This is a genomic window from Psychrobacter sp. PSP (genome assembly GCF_024085615.1).
Taxonomy (GTDB): domain Bacteria; phylum Pseudomonadota; class Gammaproteobacteria; order Pseudomonadales; family Moraxellaceae; genus Psychrobacter; species Psychrobacter pacificensis.
The window spans coordinates 358,786-377,415 of record NZ_JABLTF010000021.1 but is presented as its reverse complement, the minus strand read 5'-3'; the positions used below and the strand labels follow the sequence as shown (position 1 = coordinate 377,415).

Below are 18,630 nucleotides of genomic sequence, written 5' to 3'. Positions count from 1 at the left end.
TGGCTTTTTTATTGGCTGCTCAAAGACTTGAGACTTTATCTTTAACTAGGTTCTCGGCAAGGTCACGCCGCGCTGACCTTGGTATTTACCGCCGCGATCTTTGTAACTGGTCTCGCACACGTCATCGGCATCGCTTTGGAAAAACAGCATTTGCGCGACGCCTTCTCCGGCATAAATACGAGCTGGTAGATTGGTGGTATTACTGAACTCTAGCGTTACATGCCCTTCCCACTCAGGCTCTAGCGGCGTGACATTGACGATAATACCGCAACGTGCGTAAGTCGACTTGCCTAGGCAAATAGTCAGTACGTCGCGTGGAATACGGAAATATTCCATCGTACGTGCTAAGGCAAACGAGTTTGGCGGAATGATACACTCATCACCGACGATATCGATAAAGCTTTTATCATCGAAGTTTTTAGGATCAACAACGACTGAATGGACGTTGGTAAAGACTTTGAATTCAGGCGCACAGCGTACATCGTAACCGTAGCTTGAGGTACCGTAGCTCACCAAACGCTCGCCTGCATCATTGAAGCGCACTTGACCTGGCTCGTATGGCTCGATCATGCCGTGCTCTTCGGCCATTTTACGAATCCAGCGGTCAGACTTAATAGACATTGTTATTCCTTAGCAAATTTTTAATAGCGATGATTATACGGAATTGATGGCTCAATTTATAGGTTTTACGCGAGATAAAAGTATCCACTCGCTATTCAGCTTGAGTCAGATATTACCATTTTGCAAAGTGATCTTCCGCTAGTCCCATTACCTTATCCAAGCGTAGCACTTGCCCAGCTAAGCGTATCTCGCCGCTGTACTCCCCTAGCCACTGCTCAAAGATGCTGGCGACAACGCCGAAATTGTCTGTTTTTTTGTAGACTCTAATCGGCGTGAAAGTTAAATCGATATCGACACTGCTCCAGCCTAAGCTTCGATGATAAATGTGCCAAGTATTGGCAGAGGAGTCATTCGTATCTTTACGCTCAAATAATACAGGTGGCAGATAAAAAATCTCGCCATCGAGCCAACAAGCATTCTCACTTAGACCTGTCTCATTGACACCCATAGAGAGATTCAATAAAAAATGCCGACCATCTGCTAGGTAGCTGTTGATACAAGTCCAAAACCAATTGGTCTCATGACGCATATAACCCAGTGTCCAATCTAGATTGGCTTTTGTTGTCTTGCTCAATTCAAGTTTTTGCTGCTGACTATCAGCGGTTATCTGTGCACCCGCTTTGATAATTATCTCGCCGCTAGCAGCGCTCAACGGCTCTTTTTGGGTAAACGTCCAACCGCGTCTGCCTGTTGGCGTACATATCGCAAGCGGCTGCTGCTGACGCTCTAATTTTGCATGGACTGCTAGATATTGGCTATCAAGCTCTATACTCACCTGCTCTGGGGTAAAACCTAGCGTTAGGCTAAGCTTGCTATGGGTAAAAGACATCTGCCCTTGATAGTGATCGCCGATAAATTCACTGCGGCGCGTAACTGGCTGCAAGGCTTCCCCAATCTCTAATTGTGCAGTCTCTTCATTGTAAACATAAACAAAAGCACTAGTGGCAATCTTAATCGTTGCCAGTGCGAGACATACTCTAAAAGGCGGCTCGATGATTTGGACAAAACAGAATTGATTGGCCTTGAAGTCTTTACGCCAGTTTGATAATGGTTTTTGCGAGATTAACGGACTGTAATAATCGAGATAATTGATTTGTTTAACTTGCGAGAACACCCCAAATTGTGGCTGACCATTTTGGATGAGCTGTTCGATAGCTTGTGGCTTTATATCGGTAGAAATGATATTTGCGTAAGCTACATTATCTACCTTGTCGCTTTTAATAGGTCCATGCATTGCTATGACATCCTTGTCTTGCATTTATTACTGACTAATCACTTGTCCTTGATAGCTTACTTCGGTACTTATCACTGTTCTTTTTGCTTGCCTTGATGCGGCCCAAATGGCTTCTGTAATGGCTTTGACCTCTATTGCAGTGAGTCCATCGGCCAGCTCCTGCGTCACATTTGCTACGGCAAAACCATTTGTCCCAAAAGGATGCTTAGGAAACTTTAACAATAAAGCCGCCATCGCCTCTACTGCTGACAAAAAATCGGCAATCACCATTCGCCTATTACTAAAGGTTGCATTGACTTGATAGCGCTTGCTACTACCATCTTTATAGTAGCAAACGCCAATCAGTTGGTTATTTGATAGCTCAATTTCATACACGGGCGGACGCAGCATTTTTAGTAACGTGTACTGCTTGGGCGCAGCCTCTAAATGACTTTGATAAATAGATACACTCACAAAGCTTCCTTGCTTCTTTGTTAGAATAAAAATGCTTTTAACTTTATATTTGCTTAGGCTAATTTGTTATTGATAAACAATCATCATAAACGATTAAAAGATCCGCTTATCATCGACAGGCTTAGCAAATTTATCAATATTAGTCTCGATGTTTTTGGCTATATTGATATAGTAATTCGCAAACTCATCATCAGCCAATACACTTGGCTCCCCTTTATCGACTTGGGCGCGGATACCACTGGCAAGTGGTAGCTGCCCTAATAAAGGCACGTGGTAATGCTCAGCGATCATCTCGCCGCCACCTTTACCAAAAATCGCTTCGGTATGGTTGCAGTTACTACAAGTGTGCAGCGCCATGTTTTCAACAACACCAAGCACAGGAATACTGGTTTTGTTAAACATCTCAATACCTTTCTGCGCATCAAGTAGTGCAACGTGCTGCGGCGTCGTGACGATGACAGCGCCTGTCACTGGGATACGCTGTGCTAAGGTCAGCTGTATATCGCCCGTACCTGGCGGCATGTCAATCACCAAGTAATCTAGCTGTGGCCAGTTGGTTTGATTATAAAGCTGCATCAGCGCACCTGTCGCCTTTGGTCCACGCCACGCAACTGGTGTGTTCTCCCCATCGAGCAAGCTGCCGATAGAGAGCATCGCTATTCCATGCGCATCAACCGGAACGAACTGCTCGTTTTCTAATTGCGGCTTCACATCGGCAACACCTAGCATTGTCGGCATACTAGGCCCATATATATCCGCATCAAGCACGCCCACGCGATTACCCCGCTTTTGTAATGCCAGTGCGATGTTCACAGTCGTCGTTGATTTGCCAACGCCGCCCTTACCTGATGCCACAACAATAATATGGCGGATACGAGGATGCGCAGCTAATGAAGCTTGCGTAGGTGCTGCTTTGGTAATTGGCGGCTCAGCGTTAGCGTTATTGGCATTACTCACGTTGTTATTAACGCCAGATGAAGGCTGGGACTCCATCGCATTGGTTGTCTTTGGCATCTGCTTTGGTAAGCTTGAACCTGACCCTTTTTCTGGAGCAGGCAGGCGCACATTCATATGAATCGTGGTAATGCCATGCGGATGCAGCAGCTGACCAAGCTCTTGTTGGATAGCTTCAGGGTTGCTGTCTTGTGGCAGGCGCAAGTCTAGCGTCAGCGCCTCGCCGTCACGCTCAAGTCCTGTGACCATCGTCGCAATACTGACTGTTCCTATCTCATACCCAAGCAATACTTTATCAACGGCACTATCACGTTCTGCCTGCTGCTGCGGTGTTTCGGTTTTGGTGGTTTTTTTCTTCATAAAGTTGAACATAGCTATTATTATTGCCTATACAAGTGGATGAGTTTGGTACATGGCTTAATTCATATCGTCTCCTATTGAGCAAACGATAAAACCAGTGACCATTTTAGCCAAACCTTCTATCGTGACAGTGTAGCTGAATTGGACGCATAAAAAAACCACAACGCCAGTAGGTCTGACATTGTGGTTTGTTCTATTATAATAGGCGCAATATTTGTCTATTAATTCATAAACCAGCCATGACTGGCAACGATAGATTGTCCTGTAAACACATTACTGGGAAACGCCGCTAAGAATAGTGCCAACTGAGCAATATCCTCTACCGTTGTAAATTCTTTATCGACAGTATTTACTAGCATAATGTCATTAACGACAGATTCTTCACTAATACCTTTCTCGCTTGCTTGCTGCGGTATTTGTTTTTCGACCAAAGGCGTTTTGACAAACCCGGGACAGATCACATGCGAGCGCACATTATGCTCAGCACCTTCTTTTGCCAGTACGCGGCACAGTCCTAGCAGGCCGTGCTTGGCAGTGACGTAAGGTGCTTTATAAAGTGACGCTTCATGCGAGTGTACTGAGCCCATGTAGATGACCGTGCCGCCCTTATTGCCTTTATACATGTGCTTAATCGCGGCTTTAGTGGTCAAAAAAGCGCCATCTAAGTGAATAGCGAGCATTTTTTTCCAGTCATCAAACGTCATTTTATGGATAGGATCGATAATTTGGATACCAGCATTAGACACCAAAATATCAATAGCGCCAAAGGTATCAACCAATTTCTGTACACCTTCGTTTACCGCATCTTCAGAGGTCACATCCATCGCAATCGCAAGAGCACGCCCGCCACCTGCTTCAATGGCATCAACCGTTTGCTGTGCTGCTTCAAGATTGATATCGGCAATACCAACCGAAGCGCCTGCTTTTGCATAAGTCTCAGCGATATCACGACCGATACCACTTGCAGAGCCAGTGATTAATGCCACTTTACCTGTCAAATCCTGCTGTAATTGGGTGGACATATAGGTTCCTTATTATGATCTATAAATATTAGGAGATAAATCCTATTGAGCAATGCTAACTGGCGTTTTTTCTTGTAGCTCGTCAAAGCTAACACCATCTGCTAATTCAACCAATTTTAGGCCACTGTCAGTAACGTCTAATACGGCAAGCTCAGTGATGATACGATCAACCACGCCCTTACCCGTCAATGGTAGCTCACAGTTGGCTAAGATTTTTGGCTCGCCATGCTTGTTGACCTGTTCCATCAATACAATCACACGCTGTACGCCTGCGACCAAATCCATCGCACCGCCCATGCCTTTGACCATTTTTTTAGGAATCATCCAGTTAGCAAGGTCACCTTGTTCTGAGACTTCCATGGCGCCTAATATCGCTAAGTTGACATGACCACCGCGAATCATCGAAAAGGACTCTGAACTACTAAAATAACTGGCCCCTGCTTCTGCGGTCACGGTTTGCTTGCCTGCATTGATCAGATCGGCATCAACGGCGTCTTCGGTTGGAAACTCACCAATACCCAGCAAGCCGTTCTCTGATTGTAGCCATACGTCTACGCCTTCAGGAATATAGTTAGCGACTAGCGTTGGTAGACCAATGCCTAAGTTGACATAATAGCCGTCTTGTAGCTCTTTTGCCGCGCGCTGCGCCATTTGTTCTCTTGTCCATGCCATGCTGATTTCCTTATTTTTTACGATATTCTATTGCTATTCATCTAAATCGTTAGCTATCTAAACAATTAGCTATCTAAGTTATTATCAATCTAAAAACTGACGATAAGTCTCAACCATGATTTTATCTAAGCGCCTTCTACCGCTTTAGTCGTGGTTTTTTCGATACGTTTTTCAGGGCTAGCATTCAATACAATACGTTGCACAAAAATACCTGGTAGATGCACTTCATCTGGATCAAACGAACCTGTCTCGACGATTTCTTCGACTTCGACGATGGTGATTTTTCCCGCCATTGCGCAGTCTGGGTTGAAGTTGCGAGCGGTCTTATTAAATATCAAGTTACCGGCTTTATCAGCTTTTTGTGCTTTGATGAGTGCCACATCCGCACGTAATGAATGCTCTAACACATAAGTACGACCATCAAAATCACGCGTTTCTTTACCTTCGGCAACTAATGTGCCCACACCAGTCGCTGTATAGAATGCAGGAATACCCGCACCACCTGAGCGTAGCTTTTCTGCCAATGTACCTTGCGGGGTTAGCTCAACTTCTAACTCGCCTGCCAAGTACTGGCGTTCGAACTCTTTGTTTTCACCAACATATGATGAAATCATTTTCTTGATTTGGCGGGTCTGTAGTAGCAGACCAAGTCCAAAATCATCGACGCCAGCGTTGTTGCTGATACAGGTCAACTCTTTAACGCCACTATCACGTAGTGCTTCGATCAATGCTTCTGGAATGCCGCATAGACCAAAACCACCGATAGCGAGTGTTTGCCCATCGCTGACGATGCCTTTTAGCGCCTCTTCGGCACTGTTATATACTTTTGAGCGACTCATACTTATCTCCTTGCAAGTCTGTTTTTGTTATTAACGTCCATTATCTATCATGATTTATTTATTGTGCCAATCAATAGCGCATTGACTGTTTTAAATTTAAATCAATACATTTTATATCGATATATCATATATCAAATACTTATGCTAACTTAACATATAATTCTCGCAGCGAGAAGACAATAACACTAAGAACGAATGAGACAGTACAGTAGCGAGGTATGAGGCAAGTCAATATCATATTATTCCAAGATTAATATTTGATAAAAAATCAAAAATTACATATTTTGATTAATTTTATTGACCTACATCGATAATCGCGACATACACGCTGTCTTAATTTTGCCAAGGAGGGCTATCATGTTTAGTACATTTGCGATTGTCATCACCCTATTATTACTCATGTTTTTTGCTTATCGTGGTTATTCTGTGCTGATCTTAGCACCGATTATGGCGACGCTAGCAGTCTTACTATCAGGTGATTTTTTAAACACCATCCCCGCTTATACCGATGTCTTTATGGGCGCGTTAAGTGGGTTCTTACTCAAATTCTTCCCTATATTCTTGCTAGGGGCATTGTTTGGGCGTTTGATGGCCGACTCTGGTGCGGCAACCGCGATTGCCAATACCGTCGTCGAAAAGCTCGGTGCCAGCAAGGCCATTCTTGCGGTGATTTTGGTCTGTGCTATTTTGACCTATGGCGGGGTATCACTGTTTGTGGTGGCGTTTGCCATTTATCCTATTGCCAAGGACTTGTTCAGAGCAGCCGATATCCCAAAACGTTTGATTCCTGCTGCCATTGCCCTAGGGTCATTTACCTTTACAATGACTGCACTGCCAGGCACGCCAGCCATCCAAAACGCTATTCCAATTCCTTACTACAACACCAACGTATTTGCCGCGCCTATTTTGGGTATCATTGGCGGTACGATCATGTTTATTGGTGGTTGGTTGTGGCTTCAGTCACGTGCCAACAAAGCAAATGCAGCGGGGGAAGGTTATGGTCAGCATGATGAAGAGGATGTAGGCGGCGTTGGAGCGGCTGCAAAAAAAGCTGATATATTAAACACTCATCACACTTCATTCACCGTTGCCATGATTCCGCTGATATTGGTCATTGGCTTGAACGCTATATTGACCTATGTGGTTTTCCCATCGATAGATTTCAGTAGCCTAAAAACTCAGTTTCCCGATTTAAATATAGATGGATCGCTCGGGTTATGGTCAATTATTATCTCGTTGGTCGTCGCTTGTGTGGTGTTAATTCTGCTCCGCATCGGACATTGGAATAACCTACAAAAAACCATCAACCGTGGTACTTATGACTCGATGCTGCCGATTTTTAATACTGCATCAGAAGTGGGTTATGGCGCAGTTATCGCATCATTAGCAGGCTTCCTTATCATTCGTGATAGCATTTTAAACCTTACCCCTGACAACCCTCTGATCTCAGAAGCCGTCGCGATGACCACGCTTGCTGGTATCACAGGCTCATCGTCTGGTGGTTTGAGTATTGCGCTGTCGACCTTGGGTGAAGACTATCTAAGAATGGCCGTCAATGCGGGTATCGACCCTGAGTTAATGCACCGCGTAGCCGTTATGGCGGCAGGTGGTCTTGATACGCTTCCACACAGTGGCGCTGTCATTACCTTGCTAGCGATTTGTGGTTTGACCCATAAACAGTCTTATTTGAACTTGGCGATGGTGACGATGGTCATTCCATTGGTCGCTGTGGTTGCTGTGATTATCTTAGGGACGATGTTTGGTTCATTCTAAGCTAGCTTAGTCATTTAATCATTTAGTCACTTAGCCATTTATTATTGACTACTGGTATCTAAGTGAATAATGGATAAATAAAAAACCCACTTAGCACACTGCTTGGTGGGTTTTTTATGGCTGGTTTATGACCATCAACATGCGGTGTGAACCTATCGTTCATGGCTAATAAATGCTTGCCAAATGAGAAGTAATTACCAAGGAATATCACAAAATTATCTGAATTACGGTATCATAGGCACACTTTTTGATTTTTTATTATTTTTAGAAGTTTTTAGCATTAACGATGTCGCATCGATGAGCGATGAGCCGCTTAAGATGTTCGATAACTAACCCATTTATACAAAAATATAGGTGATAAAAGTGCGTGAGATTTTAGTAACCAGTGCGCTGCCCTACGCCAATGGCGACATCCATTTGGGGCATCTTGTAGAATATATTCAGACAGACATCTGGGTACGTGCGATGAAGGCGCAAGGCCATCAGGTCACTTATGTCTGTGCCGATGACGCGCACGGTACAGCCATCATGCTCAAAGCAGAAGCCAATGGCGTCACGCCAGAGGAGCAAATTGCCTCAGTCAAAGCCTCACACGAAGCAGATTTTTCAAAGTTCCTGATCAATTTTGATAACTACCACAGCACTCATTCAGAAGAAAACAAACAGTTCTCTGAGCTGATTTATCGTCGTCTCAATGAGGCTGGTCATATCAGCACAAAAGATGTCGAGCAGCTATTTGATCCTGAAAAGCAATTGTTTTTAGCCGATCGTTTTGTCAAAGGCACTTGCCCTGAGTGCGATTCACCAGATCAATATGGTGATAACTGCGAAGTATGCGGCACCACTTATGATGCCACTGAGCTGAAAAACCCGCGCTCAACGTTATCGGATGCCACGCCTGTGCTTAAAACTTCTAAGCATTATTTCTTTGACTTGCCAGAGTTTGAGCAGTTCTTACAGGACTGGACGCGCAGTGACAATCGCTTGCAAACCTCAGTGGCTAATAAATTGCAAGAATGGTTTGAGGCAGGACTTACTAGCTGGGATATCTCGCGCGATGCGCCCTACTTCGGTTTTCAAATTCCAGACACCCCAAGCGATGAGCCAGACAAATATTTTTATGTCTGGCTTGATGCGCCAGTTGGCTACATGGCAAGCTTTAAAAACCTATGTGATAAGCGTGCGGGAACAGAGCAAGCGCTTGATTTTGACCGCTACTGGGCACAAGAAAACGAGCACAAAACCGAAGTTTATCACTTCATCGGTAAAGACATCGTGTATTTCCATGCACTGTTTTGGCCAGCCATGCTAGCCGGTAGCGAATTGCGCACGCCAACGGGCGTCTTTGCCCATGGCTTCTTGATGGTCAATGGCGAAAAAATGAGTAAGTCACGCGGCACTTTCATCAAGGCCGAGACGTATGCTGAGCATTTACACCCTGAATACTTACGTTATTACTTCGCCAGCAAACTGTCTGACAAAGTCGAAGATATCAACCTTGATTTAGAAGACTTTATGCAAAAGGTCAACTCTGACTTGGTGGGTAAAGTGGTCAATATCGCTAGTCGTAGTGCAGGATTCTTGGTTAAAAAGTACGACGGTATACTGTCTGAGACTTGCGCTGAACCGCGCCTATTAGAAGACATTACCAAAACGGGCGATGAGATTGCTGCTGCTTACGAGAATCGTGAATTCTCACGTGCTATGCGCCTCATCATGCAGTGTGCGGATAAAGCCAACGAATATATCGATGCCAAAAAACCATGGTCGCTCGCGAAATTGGAAGGCACTGAGCAAGAAGTTCAAGACGTCTGCTCGGTCGCTATCAACATTTTCCGTCAGTTGATGGTCTATCTGGCACCAGTATTGCCTGAGCTGACAGCAAATGCGAAAGAGTTTTTGAATATTGACGATTTAAGCTTTGCCAGTCGTAATGAGTGGTTATTAGGCCATAAAATCAATAAATTCAAGCCACTGATGCAACGTATCGAAGAAAAAGATATTGAAGCCATGGTAGAAGATTCTAAAGCATCATTAGCTCAAGCTGATGCGCCTGCTGTGACCGAAAATAACAAGCCTGCCGCAAAAGACAAATCACCTGCAATAGACGCTAATACTGTTGCCGAGCAAACGGATTATATTGGTATTGAAGACTTTGCTAAGGTTGAGATGAAAGTCGCTAAAGTGCTTGAGTGCAATCACGTAGAAGGCGCGGACAAGCTGCTACAGTTCACACTAGATGTTGGTGAAGAAAAGCCACGTAACGTGTTTAGCGGCATTCGTAAGTTCTATGAGCCTGAGCAACTGACGGGTAAGAAAGTCATTTGCGTGACCAACCTTGCCCCGCGAAAGATGAAATTTGGTATCTCTGAGGGCATGATTTTGTCATCAGGCGATCCAAAAACTCAGCTAACGGTCGTTACGCTACCTGATAACTGTGTCATTGGTGATGTACTCGCATAAAAATATTAACTTAAGTAGTGGTGTAAGTGATAATTAAAGAAAGAACGAAAAAAACGGTCTAAATAGACCGTTTTTTTATGGCTGACTTAAAAGATTAAAGTGCGCTGTTATCTACTCAAAACATCAATAATTTCCAACGTGTTATTAATTACTGTCACAATCTTATTGTCTGGCGTACGGATACGTACGTAACGGTCATCATAACGATCTAAAATAACAGAACGATCATAATCCCTTCTATCAATCTTGCCGACTACTCTATAACCGTATTTATCAAGGTCACGCTTGAATGACGCGTTAGGGCTAGCATTGCGATACGCATTAATATTAGGGTGGGCATTGCCATTATTTTGATAATTGTTATGGTTGTAATCTTTACTAATGTGAGCAGAGTTACCCTTGCCATTTCCATGACCGTGCCCATTACCATGATTGTCTTTTGCCATAGCAGGCAGGCAAATCAATGAGCTTGCCGTAATGCCAGCGATGGTCAATAACTTTAAATTAGCTGTATTCATAATGTTATCCTTAAAATATGCGTTTGAATAATAGTAATGAGATATTTGAATGCGTTGTATAGTCAAGTCAATTTAAAAATGACACAACGAGATTAAAGGCTATTTTTCGCAGCCTCTGGAGACGAAGTCACAGCAAGCAAGGAAAATAGTATTTAATCGAGTGTGTTTATGATGATATATCAGTTTTATTTGGGCTTTACTATATATTCAACACGTCAACATAATAATGATATGGATTTTGGACGCACCCTACTTCTCATATAAAAAATTTTTATATAAACATTAGCTTACGTTAATTATGAAGTGGATTGGTAATAGATGCGTTGCTAGCTTGTATGCTTTTTGACTATCAGTTTATTGGATAAGACAATGCCTTAAGAGGCTAATTCTTATGGTTAAATACTCAAAACCACACTTATGACAGTGGTTACGACAATGCCTAATAGTCTTACTAAGTACGCCTATGACGAATGCGCTTTAATTTTTTATTGCGATAACTTACATTGCTGTCATAATATGAACATAATAATCGACGGAACGATTACTTTAATTAATGGTTAGCCTGCTATGTTGACGTAGACGTAGTATTGACTCGGCTAATCTGCATTCTCCAATATCTTTTTTAGAACCAAAGAGAACCAAACAGATTCTTTGAGCATTGCTATTAGTAGGCTTGATCAATCTGACAGTCCTCGCTTGGTTTTTATGATTGATATAACCTATGAGTTATCCTAATAATGACTATTGCTTCTACTCTACGCTTAAGCCTATATGGCGTTGCTCTTAGTGCCATTAGCACACTTGGCCTGATAGGCTGCTCGAACTCCTCTACTGACACAGCCGCCACTACTGAAAATAGCTCTGCTGCAGATGCAGAAAAACCTGCCAAATCTATTGCGATTACCCAAATCGTTGAGCATCCATCATTGGATGACATGCGCCGCGGTATTATTGATGAGCTGGCAGACAATGGTTATGTCGAAGGCCAAAACCTAACGGTCAACTTCCAAAGTGCACAGGGCAATACAGCGACAGCAGGACAGATTGCTAAGCAGTTTGCAGGAGACAATCCGGACGCCATCGTCGCTATCTCGACGCCATCGGCCCAGTCGATTGTCGCGGCTACCACTACTATTCCTATCATTTATACGGCCGTATCAGACCCACTAGGCGCTAAGCTTATCAATGAAGATGGCAAGCCTTTTCAAAGCAATTTGACAGGATTATCGAGTCAGCTACCTCTAGAGCCGCAGTTAGATTTACTACAACAAATAAAGCCTGAGATGAAAACGATCGGCTTCGTTTACAGCCCAGGCGAAGCAAACTCAGTGTCATTGCGTGATAGCCTAAAACAAGCGCTACCAGCACGAGATCTGACATTGTTAGATATCCCTGCCAATCGTCCAACCGATATCGGCATGGCAACCCGTAGCTTGCAAGGACGCGCAGATATCATCTATACCTCATTTGACAACAACGTCGCCTCTGCTTTTGAGGCCATGACTCAAGCAGCAAACGAGTTGAAACTCCCTATTGTCGCGTCTGATGAGTTTAGCGTGAAGCGCGGCGCGGCAGCTGCTCTTGGCGTTAATGATTATGACTTTGGTCGTACCACTGGCAAAATGGTATATCGCGTATTAAATGGCGAGGCGATCAATAACATTGAACCTGCCGTCATGAACGATCTAACCTTATATATCAGCCCTAAGCATGCCAAAACGCAAGGCGTTAGTTTGCCAGCAGAGTTGCTAAAAAATGGCATCAATGTTGATGAACAAGCGCAAAGCACTGATAACAAATAGCACGAATAAAATAAATAGTGCTGAATAGTAATACTGAAAAATACCCTGTAGCCATCATAAGTGGCTCGCTTTACCCTTTTACCCATCTATTAAATAATGTACGGACACATTATTACTTTTAGGAGTCAGAACCATGTTGTATCAAAATCGTTTTAATTTTGGCAAAGCGTTACTACTAGGCGGTGTATGCACTGCTATCTTAACGGGTTGTAATCAATCAGCCCAAGATACTAGCACGACTGATACTGCGGCTACTGGCGATACTGCCACCGAAATGAAAACTGTTGCTATCACTGCTATCGTTGAGCATCCAGCACTTGATGATGTACGCAAAGGCGTGATCGATGAGTTAAACGAAGCAGGATTCAAAGATGGTGAAAACCTAACGGTCAACTTCCAAAGCGCACAAGGTAACACTGCGACAGCCGGTCAGATTGCCAAACAGTTCGTCGCTGATGATCCAGATGTGATCGTAGCGATTGCTACCCCATCTGCACAGTCTGTGGCCGCCTCAACGAGCAGCATTCCACTGGTATTCTCTGCGGTGACTGATCCAGTCGCTGCCAAGCTGGTGCCAAGTTTGGACGGCTCTGGCACCAACGTGACAGGAGCCTCAGATGCCCTACCATATGAGCCGCAAATTGAATTGATGCGCCAAGTCATTCCTGAACTAAAAAATGTCGGTTATGTCTATAGTCCAGGTGAAGTCAACTCAACGATTATCTTACAAAATCTAAAAGAGAAATTGACCCCTCAAGGCATTAACGTGCTTGAAGCACCAGCACAGCGTAGTAATGACATCGCAATGGCAGCACGTAGCCTAGAAGGTAAGGTCGATATGATCTACACCTCAACAGACAATAACGTGGTATCCGCTTACGAGTCACTCTATCAAATCGCCAAAGAAAGCAAGATTCCACTGATCGCCTCAGATACCAGCTCAGTTGAGCGCGGTGCGGTTGCAGCATTAGGCGTAGATTATTATGAGCTTGGCCGTGAAACGGGTAAGATCGTTGTTCGTATCTTGAATGGTGAAAAAGCAGGCGCTATCCCTGTTTACACCCCACAAGCGCTTAACCTGTATGTCAGCCCAAAACATGCTGAAGAAGAAGGCATTACTTTGTCACAAGCAGTTATCGATAAAGCAAAAGAAGTGGTAGAATAACGCACCTTTGTATTTGGCTTACCATAGCAGCCATGAGCAAAATCATAATATGAATCAGTGATTGCGCTTTTGTGCTGTCATGCTAAATGTTTGACAAGAAACCCAGCTATGAGTCAGTAGGCTGGGCTTCTTGTTTCAGCAGAACCTGTTTAAATAGCTTGTTTCATATATTGCTGTAGTTAGCTTATGGCTTATCTGATACTTGTTAAGTAAAATACATTTTTGCTGTATTGGATATTGCCGTTGCTTGAATCAGCGCTTTAAACCAAGGTAACTTATGAACGTTGTTAATCGTGACCTGTTTTGGTTTACCCTAACCGCAGATTGCTTAATCTGTTAAATTCACCGCTTAGCTGTTTAGCATTTAGAGGGTTTTGGCGCTTGCCACTCACTTATCTTGGTTCCATACGCTAGACACTGAGTTATGACTTACTGATCTCTTATGTCTTTAATTGCTTTTTTTGGTGCGCTTGAAAGTGGTCTGATCTATGGCCTCGTCGCACTTGGTGTGCTGATCTCATTTCGTACGCTTGACTTTCCTGACTTGACGGCTGACGGTAGCTTTCCGCTGGGCGGCGCGGTCGCTGGCATCTCTATCGTTGCGGGTGTCAATCCGTGGCTCGCCTGTGCTTTTGGTATGCTAGCAGGCTCAATCGCTGGTATCGTTACTGCATGGCTGCATGTCAAACTTGGCATCCTACAATTGCTTGCCAGTATCTTAGTGATGGTTGCCCTATATTCTGTCAACCTACGCATCATGGGCGCCCCAAACCTACCGCTACTTGGTGAAACGACGGTATTTAGTACCTTAGTGACTAATGGCAATGGTTATTGGATGCGCTGTCTGATTATCGGTGTGGTCGTGGCGATTGCCATGTTATTTTTAAACTGGTTTTATAGTACCGAAACTGGTTTATCAATGCGTGCTACTGGCTCAAACTTGAGAATGGCACAAGCGCAAGGTATTAATACCTCATGGATGACCATCATCGGTATGGCGATCTCTAACGGCTTGATTGCCTTGGCAGGTGCGCTATTTGTCCAGACCCAAGGCGGCGCTGATATTTCTATTGGTATCGGCACCATCGTCATCGGTCTAGCAGCAGTCATCATTGGTGAGACCATCATTCCTGCCAAGCGTATTTGGTTAATTACCTTTGCGGTTGTGGTCGGTGCAGTATTGTACAAGCTGTTTATTCAGGTCGCACTATCGAGCGATACGCTGCGTAGTATCGGCTTTGGCCCGCAAGATTTGAACTTAATCACAGCATTACTCGTGGTATTGGCGTTGGTCTTACCAAAAGCGAAAACGAAGTTTTTATCACGCAAAGTTCGCGCCTAATGACAGTTTAAGCAAGTACCAACAGCACTTGCTTTGCCCGAAGAGATAATAAGGAATAACGATTATGATGCAAGCCACCGATTTACAGTTGACCTTTAATCCAGGCACACCTATCGAAAACCCTGCCCTACGTGGTATTAGTTTGAATATCGCTGATGGTGAGTTCGTCACTGTTATTGGTACCAATGGTGCAGGTAAATCGACTTTTTTGAACGCAGTCAGCGGTACCACGCGCGTCGATAGTGGTTCAATCCTGCTAAATGGCATTGATGTCACCAAAAAATCCGCCCATCAACGTGCACACTGGGTCGCGCGTGTTTTTCAGGATCCGATGGCAGGTACTTGTGAAGCGCTGACCATTGAAGAAAACATGGCCTTGGCCTATAAACGTGGCGGCAAGCGCGGTTTGAAGTTTGCACTAAATCAAAACAACCGTGACTTGTTCCGTGAAAAACTGTCTGTGTTAAAACTGGGACTAGAAAATCGCCTGACAGACCGTATGGGTCTACTCTCTGGTGGTCAACGTCAAGCGGTGAGCCTGCTGATGGCATCGCTACAGCCCTCTAAGATTTTATTGCTCGATGAGCATACTGCTGCCCTTGATCCAAAAACTGCCGCCTTTGTTTTAGAATTGACAGATAAAATTGTCACAGACAATAAGCTCACCACCATGATGGTGACCCACTCTATGCAACAAGCATTGGCACATGGTACGCGCACCGTGATGCTACACCAAGGGCAAGTGGTCTTGGACGTGTCTGGAGACATTCGTCGCGGCATGACCGTACACGATTTGTTAGATATGTTCGAGCAAACACGCGGCGAAAAGGTTGAAGACGATAGCTTAATTTTGAGCTAGACTGTCTCAACTTATTGACTCTCAAAAAGCAGACATTACTGTTTCTAATTGCTTCTAAAACCTTCAAGAAAATTGATGTTTCTTGAAGGTTTTTTGTTATCTATGGTTACTACTGCTACACACGGTACAGCGGGCATTATATAGTGATGAGATACCACCATTATGCCGCCATTTATCGATGAGGTCTGTCATGCGCAAAATTCCTGTTTACTCCCACCCTGCTGCAGGTTGGCCTGCGCTGATCTCCTCGACACGCAAACTGATGGATTATCAAACCTTTTTACGCGGTAGTGTCAGCGTCCTAAAAAGCAATCAACCTCAAGGCGGATTTGACTGCCCAGGCTGCGCGTGGCCAGACCATAAGTCACATAAGCGCATCGACGTCTGCGAAAACGGCATCAAAGTCATCGCCAGCGAAACCATGACGAAAAAGGCAGATGCACAATTTTTTGCAAGGCATACCGTGACCGAGTTACAAAGATGGTCTGGCTACGAACTTGAGCATAGCGGGCGTTTGTCAGAACCGATGTACTATGATGCCGCGCAAGATCGCTACGTCCCTATTCCTTGGGAAGCGGCTTATGGCTTAATCACTGAGCAGCTTGGAAAGCTTGATTCACCCAATGAAGCACTATTTTATACCTCAGGGCGCGTGACCAACGAGCCGGCCTTTATGTATCAGCTGTTTGTTCGCAGCTTTGGCACCAACAACCTGCCTGACTGCTCGAACATGTGCCATGAGCCGACCTCAGTGATGCTCGGTAAACAGCTAGGCGTCGGCAAAGCGACAGTCATGCTAGAGGATTTTGAGCAAGCCAAACTGATATTGATGTTTGGGCAAAACCCAGCGACTAACCATCCACGAATGCTGGAGATGCTTGCCCATGCACATGAGCAAGGATGCCGAATCATCTCGATTAATCCGATGCGCGAGCAAGGCTTGAGTAGATTTAGAAATCCGCAAAAACCAATGCATATGGCCGCAGGTCAAAGTGATGATATGGTCGATGATGTCATTCAAATTCAAATCGGCGGTGATACCGCGCTATTGACGGGCATTGCTAAATGGCTGATTGAAAATGATAGAATCAACCATGACTTTATCACTACTCATACCGCAGGTTTTGAACCGCTAAAACAATGGCTAACAGCGCAAACTTGGGAAGACATCACGCTTGGCTGCGGTATTCCTCAAATAGATATTGTCAATCTCGCTAAGCTAGTTGCTGATAGTTCAGCGACCATTTGTACTTGGGGCATGGGTATCACCCAGCATGTGCAAGGCGATGACAATGTTGCGATGATTACCAATCTATTATTATTGATGGGTATGATTGGTATTGATGGTGCGGGCGCCTCCCCTGTTCGTGGTCACTCCAATGTTCAGGGCGATCGTACCATGGGTATCCATGAACGCCCGAGTAAAACCTTACTGGACAGTCTAGAGCGCGTCTTTGAGCGTCCTATGCCAAAAGAGCATGGCTATGATGTCGTCACAGGCGCCAAAGCGCTTATCGAAGGTGACTTAAAAGTGTTTATGGGTATGGGCGGTAATTATGCTGTGGCAGCCCCTGATACGAGCGCTATTCAACAAGCATTAACCACCACTCAGCTCAATGTATTTGTCGGTACCAAGCTCAATGAAACCATGCTATACCCAGGAGCAAACAACGTCATTCTGCCTTGTCTGGGTCGTACTGAGCGTATCCTGACAACAAAAGGTGAGCAGTTTGCAACGATTGAAGATTCAATGTGTCAGATAGTTCCAACCCAAGGTAAGCTTAAACCTGTGAGTGATAACTTAAAGTCTGAGGCAAAGATTATAGCGGAGCTTGCGACACATGTACTTGGTGCTGACTCCTCTATTCCTTGGCTTGCAATGAGCGAAGATTTTGATCTCATTCGAGACTATATCGCCCAAGCTATTAACGGTTTTGAAAACTTCAATCAGCGCATTCGTACCAATGAGCGCGGGTTTCATTTGTATCATGCAGCGCGCCATCGTGTATGGAATACCGAGAGTGGCAAAGCTCAGTTTGAAGTACCGCATTACTCCATTACGTACGTTGCAGCCCAAATGGCGGACACACATGACATTGATCATGAGGACACAACGCAAAAGGTTTGGCAACTGACCAGCGTTCGTAGTCATGACCAGTTCAATACGATGATATTTGGATTCAAAGACCGCTATCGCCAGACCAACCGCCGAGATGTGCTATTCATGCATCCAGATGAAATCAGCCGCCTAGGCTGGCAAAAAGGAGATCAGGTGATGGTATCGCGGCACGCCAGCAGCTCAAGCCACACAGCGCATAAAAACAAGCCGCGCGTACTAGGGCCTCTCATATTGACTGAGATGGATATCGCCGCCAATGCCGTCGCCGCCTATTATCCTGAATGTAACGACCTGTTTGATTTGGATACCCATGCGCCAGACTCTCATATCCCAGCATACAAATCGACGACCGTGATCTTAGAGCGTGTGAATACAAGTGTTCAGACAGCCGAACCTGTATAAGTGGTAATGATCACTGAAAGTAATTTTGAGCA

Annotated in this window: 15 protein-coding genes; 7 read left to right on the top strand and 8 right to left on the bottom strand. The window is 44.6% G+C overall.

Annotated elements, in window-relative coordinates; all coding sequences use genetic code 11:
* Positions 1-45: 45 nt before the first annotated feature.
* From dcd to HL061_RS13410, 7 genes are all read right to left on the bottom strand, one after another.
* Positions 46-621: a dCTP deaminase gene (gene dcd / locus HL061_RS13440; RefSeq protein WP_058024138.1), complete on the bottom strand. Its 576-nt coding sequence runs from the start codon at positions 619-621 to the stop codon at positions 46-48.
* Positions 622-733: 112 nt separating this feature from the next.
* Entirely contained in the window at positions 734-1,855 is a 1,122-nt protein-coding gene (locus tag HL061_RS13435) for a DUF2804 domain-containing protein (protein WP_071001273.1), read from the bottom strand.
* Positions 1,856-1,882: 27 nt separating this feature from the next.
* Positions 1,883-2,308 (bottom strand): hypothetical protein, encoded by a 426-nt coding sequence (locus HL061_RS13430; RefSeq protein WP_058024140.1) that lies wholly within the window; start codon positions 2,306-2,308, stop codon positions 1,883-1,885.
* 93 nt (positions 2,309-2,401) lie between these two features.
* Positions 2,402-3,634: an iron-sulfur cluster carrier protein ApbC gene (gene apbC / locus HL061_RS13425; RefSeq protein ID WP_071001272.1), complete on the bottom strand. Its 1,233-nt coding sequence runs from the start codon at positions 3,632-3,634 to the stop codon at positions 2,402-2,404.
* Between the two features lie 209 nt (positions 3,635-3,843).
* Entirely contained in the window at positions 3,844-4,644 is an 801-nt protein-coding gene (locus HL061_RS13420) for a 3-hydroxybutyrate dehydrogenase (protein WP_071001271.1), read from the bottom strand.
* 42 nt (positions 4,645-4,686) lie between these two features.
* Positions 4,687-5,316, bottom strand: a complete 630-nt coding sequence (locus HL061_RS13415) for a 3-oxoacid CoA-transferase subunit B (RefSeq protein ID WP_093068991.1) — start codon at positions 5,314-5,316, stop codon at positions 4,687-4,689.
* A gap of 125 nt (positions 5,317-5,441) precedes the next feature.
* Positions 5,442-6,155, bottom strand: a complete 714-nt coding sequence (locus HL061_RS13410) for a CoA transferase subunit A (RefSeq protein WP_071001269.1) — start codon at positions 6,153-6,155, stop codon at positions 5,442-5,444.
* A 357-nt stretch (positions 6,156-6,512) separates the two neighbouring features.
* On the opposite strand from HL061_RS13410, the gene HL061_RS13405 reads away from it, so the two are divergent.
* Together HL061_RS13405 and metG are read left to right on the top strand one after the other, a co-directional pair.
* Entirely contained in the window at positions 6,513-7,928 is a 1,416-nt protein-coding gene (locus tag HL061_RS13405; RefSeq protein WP_071001268.1) for a GntP family permease, read from the top strand.
* A gap of 363 nt (positions 7,929-8,291) precedes the next feature.
* Entirely contained in the window at positions 8,292-10,391 is a 2,100-nt protein-coding gene (metG, locus tag HL061_RS13400) for a methionine--tRNA ligase (protein ID WP_167669380.1), read from the top strand.
* Positions 10,392-10,498: 107 nt separating this feature from the next.
* On the opposite strand, the gene HL061_RS13395 is transcribed toward metG, so the two are convergent.
* Positions 10,499-10,909, bottom strand: a complete 411-nt coding sequence (locus HL061_RS13395) for a hypothetical protein (protein ID WP_071001267.1) — start codon at positions 10,907-10,909, stop codon at positions 10,499-10,501.
* A gap of 737 nt (positions 10,910-11,646) precedes the next feature.
* Here HL061_RS13395 and HL061_RS13390 point away from each other — a divergent pair.
* From HL061_RS13390 to HL061_RS13370, 5 genes are all read left to right on the top strand, one after another.
* A complete protein-coding gene (locus HL061_RS13390) occupies positions 11,647-12,711 on the top strand; it encodes an ABC transporter substrate-binding protein (RefSeq protein ID WP_252962986.1) in 1,065 nt (354 codons plus the stop codon).
* Positions 12,712-12,844: 133 nt separating this feature from the next.
* Positions 12,845-13,876 (top strand): ABC transporter substrate-binding protein, encoded by a 1,032-nt coding sequence (locus HL061_RS13385; RefSeq protein ID WP_071001264.1) that lies wholly within the window; start codon positions 12,845-12,847, stop codon positions 13,874-13,876.
* A 442-nt stretch (positions 13,877-14,318) separates the two neighbouring features.
* Positions 14,319-15,218 (top strand): ABC transporter permease, encoded by a 900-nt coding sequence (locus HL061_RS13380; protein ID WP_071001263.1) that lies wholly within the window; start codon positions 14,319-14,321, stop codon positions 15,216-15,218.
* Between the two features lie 64 nt (positions 15,219-15,282).
* Positions 15,283-16,077 carry an ABC transporter ATP-binding protein gene (locus HL061_RS13375; RefSeq protein WP_071001262.1) on the top strand — a complete coding sequence of 265 codons (795 nt, stop codon included), beginning with the start codon at positions 15,283-15,285 and terminating at the stop codon, positions 16,075-16,077.
* Positions 16,078-16,267: 190 nt separating this feature from the next.
* Complete coding sequence (locus HL061_RS13370; protein WP_071001261.1) at positions 16,268-18,598, top strand: FdhF/YdeP family oxidoreductase; 2,331 nt, start codon at positions 16,268-16,270, stop codon at positions 18,596-18,598.
* Positions 18,599-18,630 lie beyond the last annotated feature (32 nt).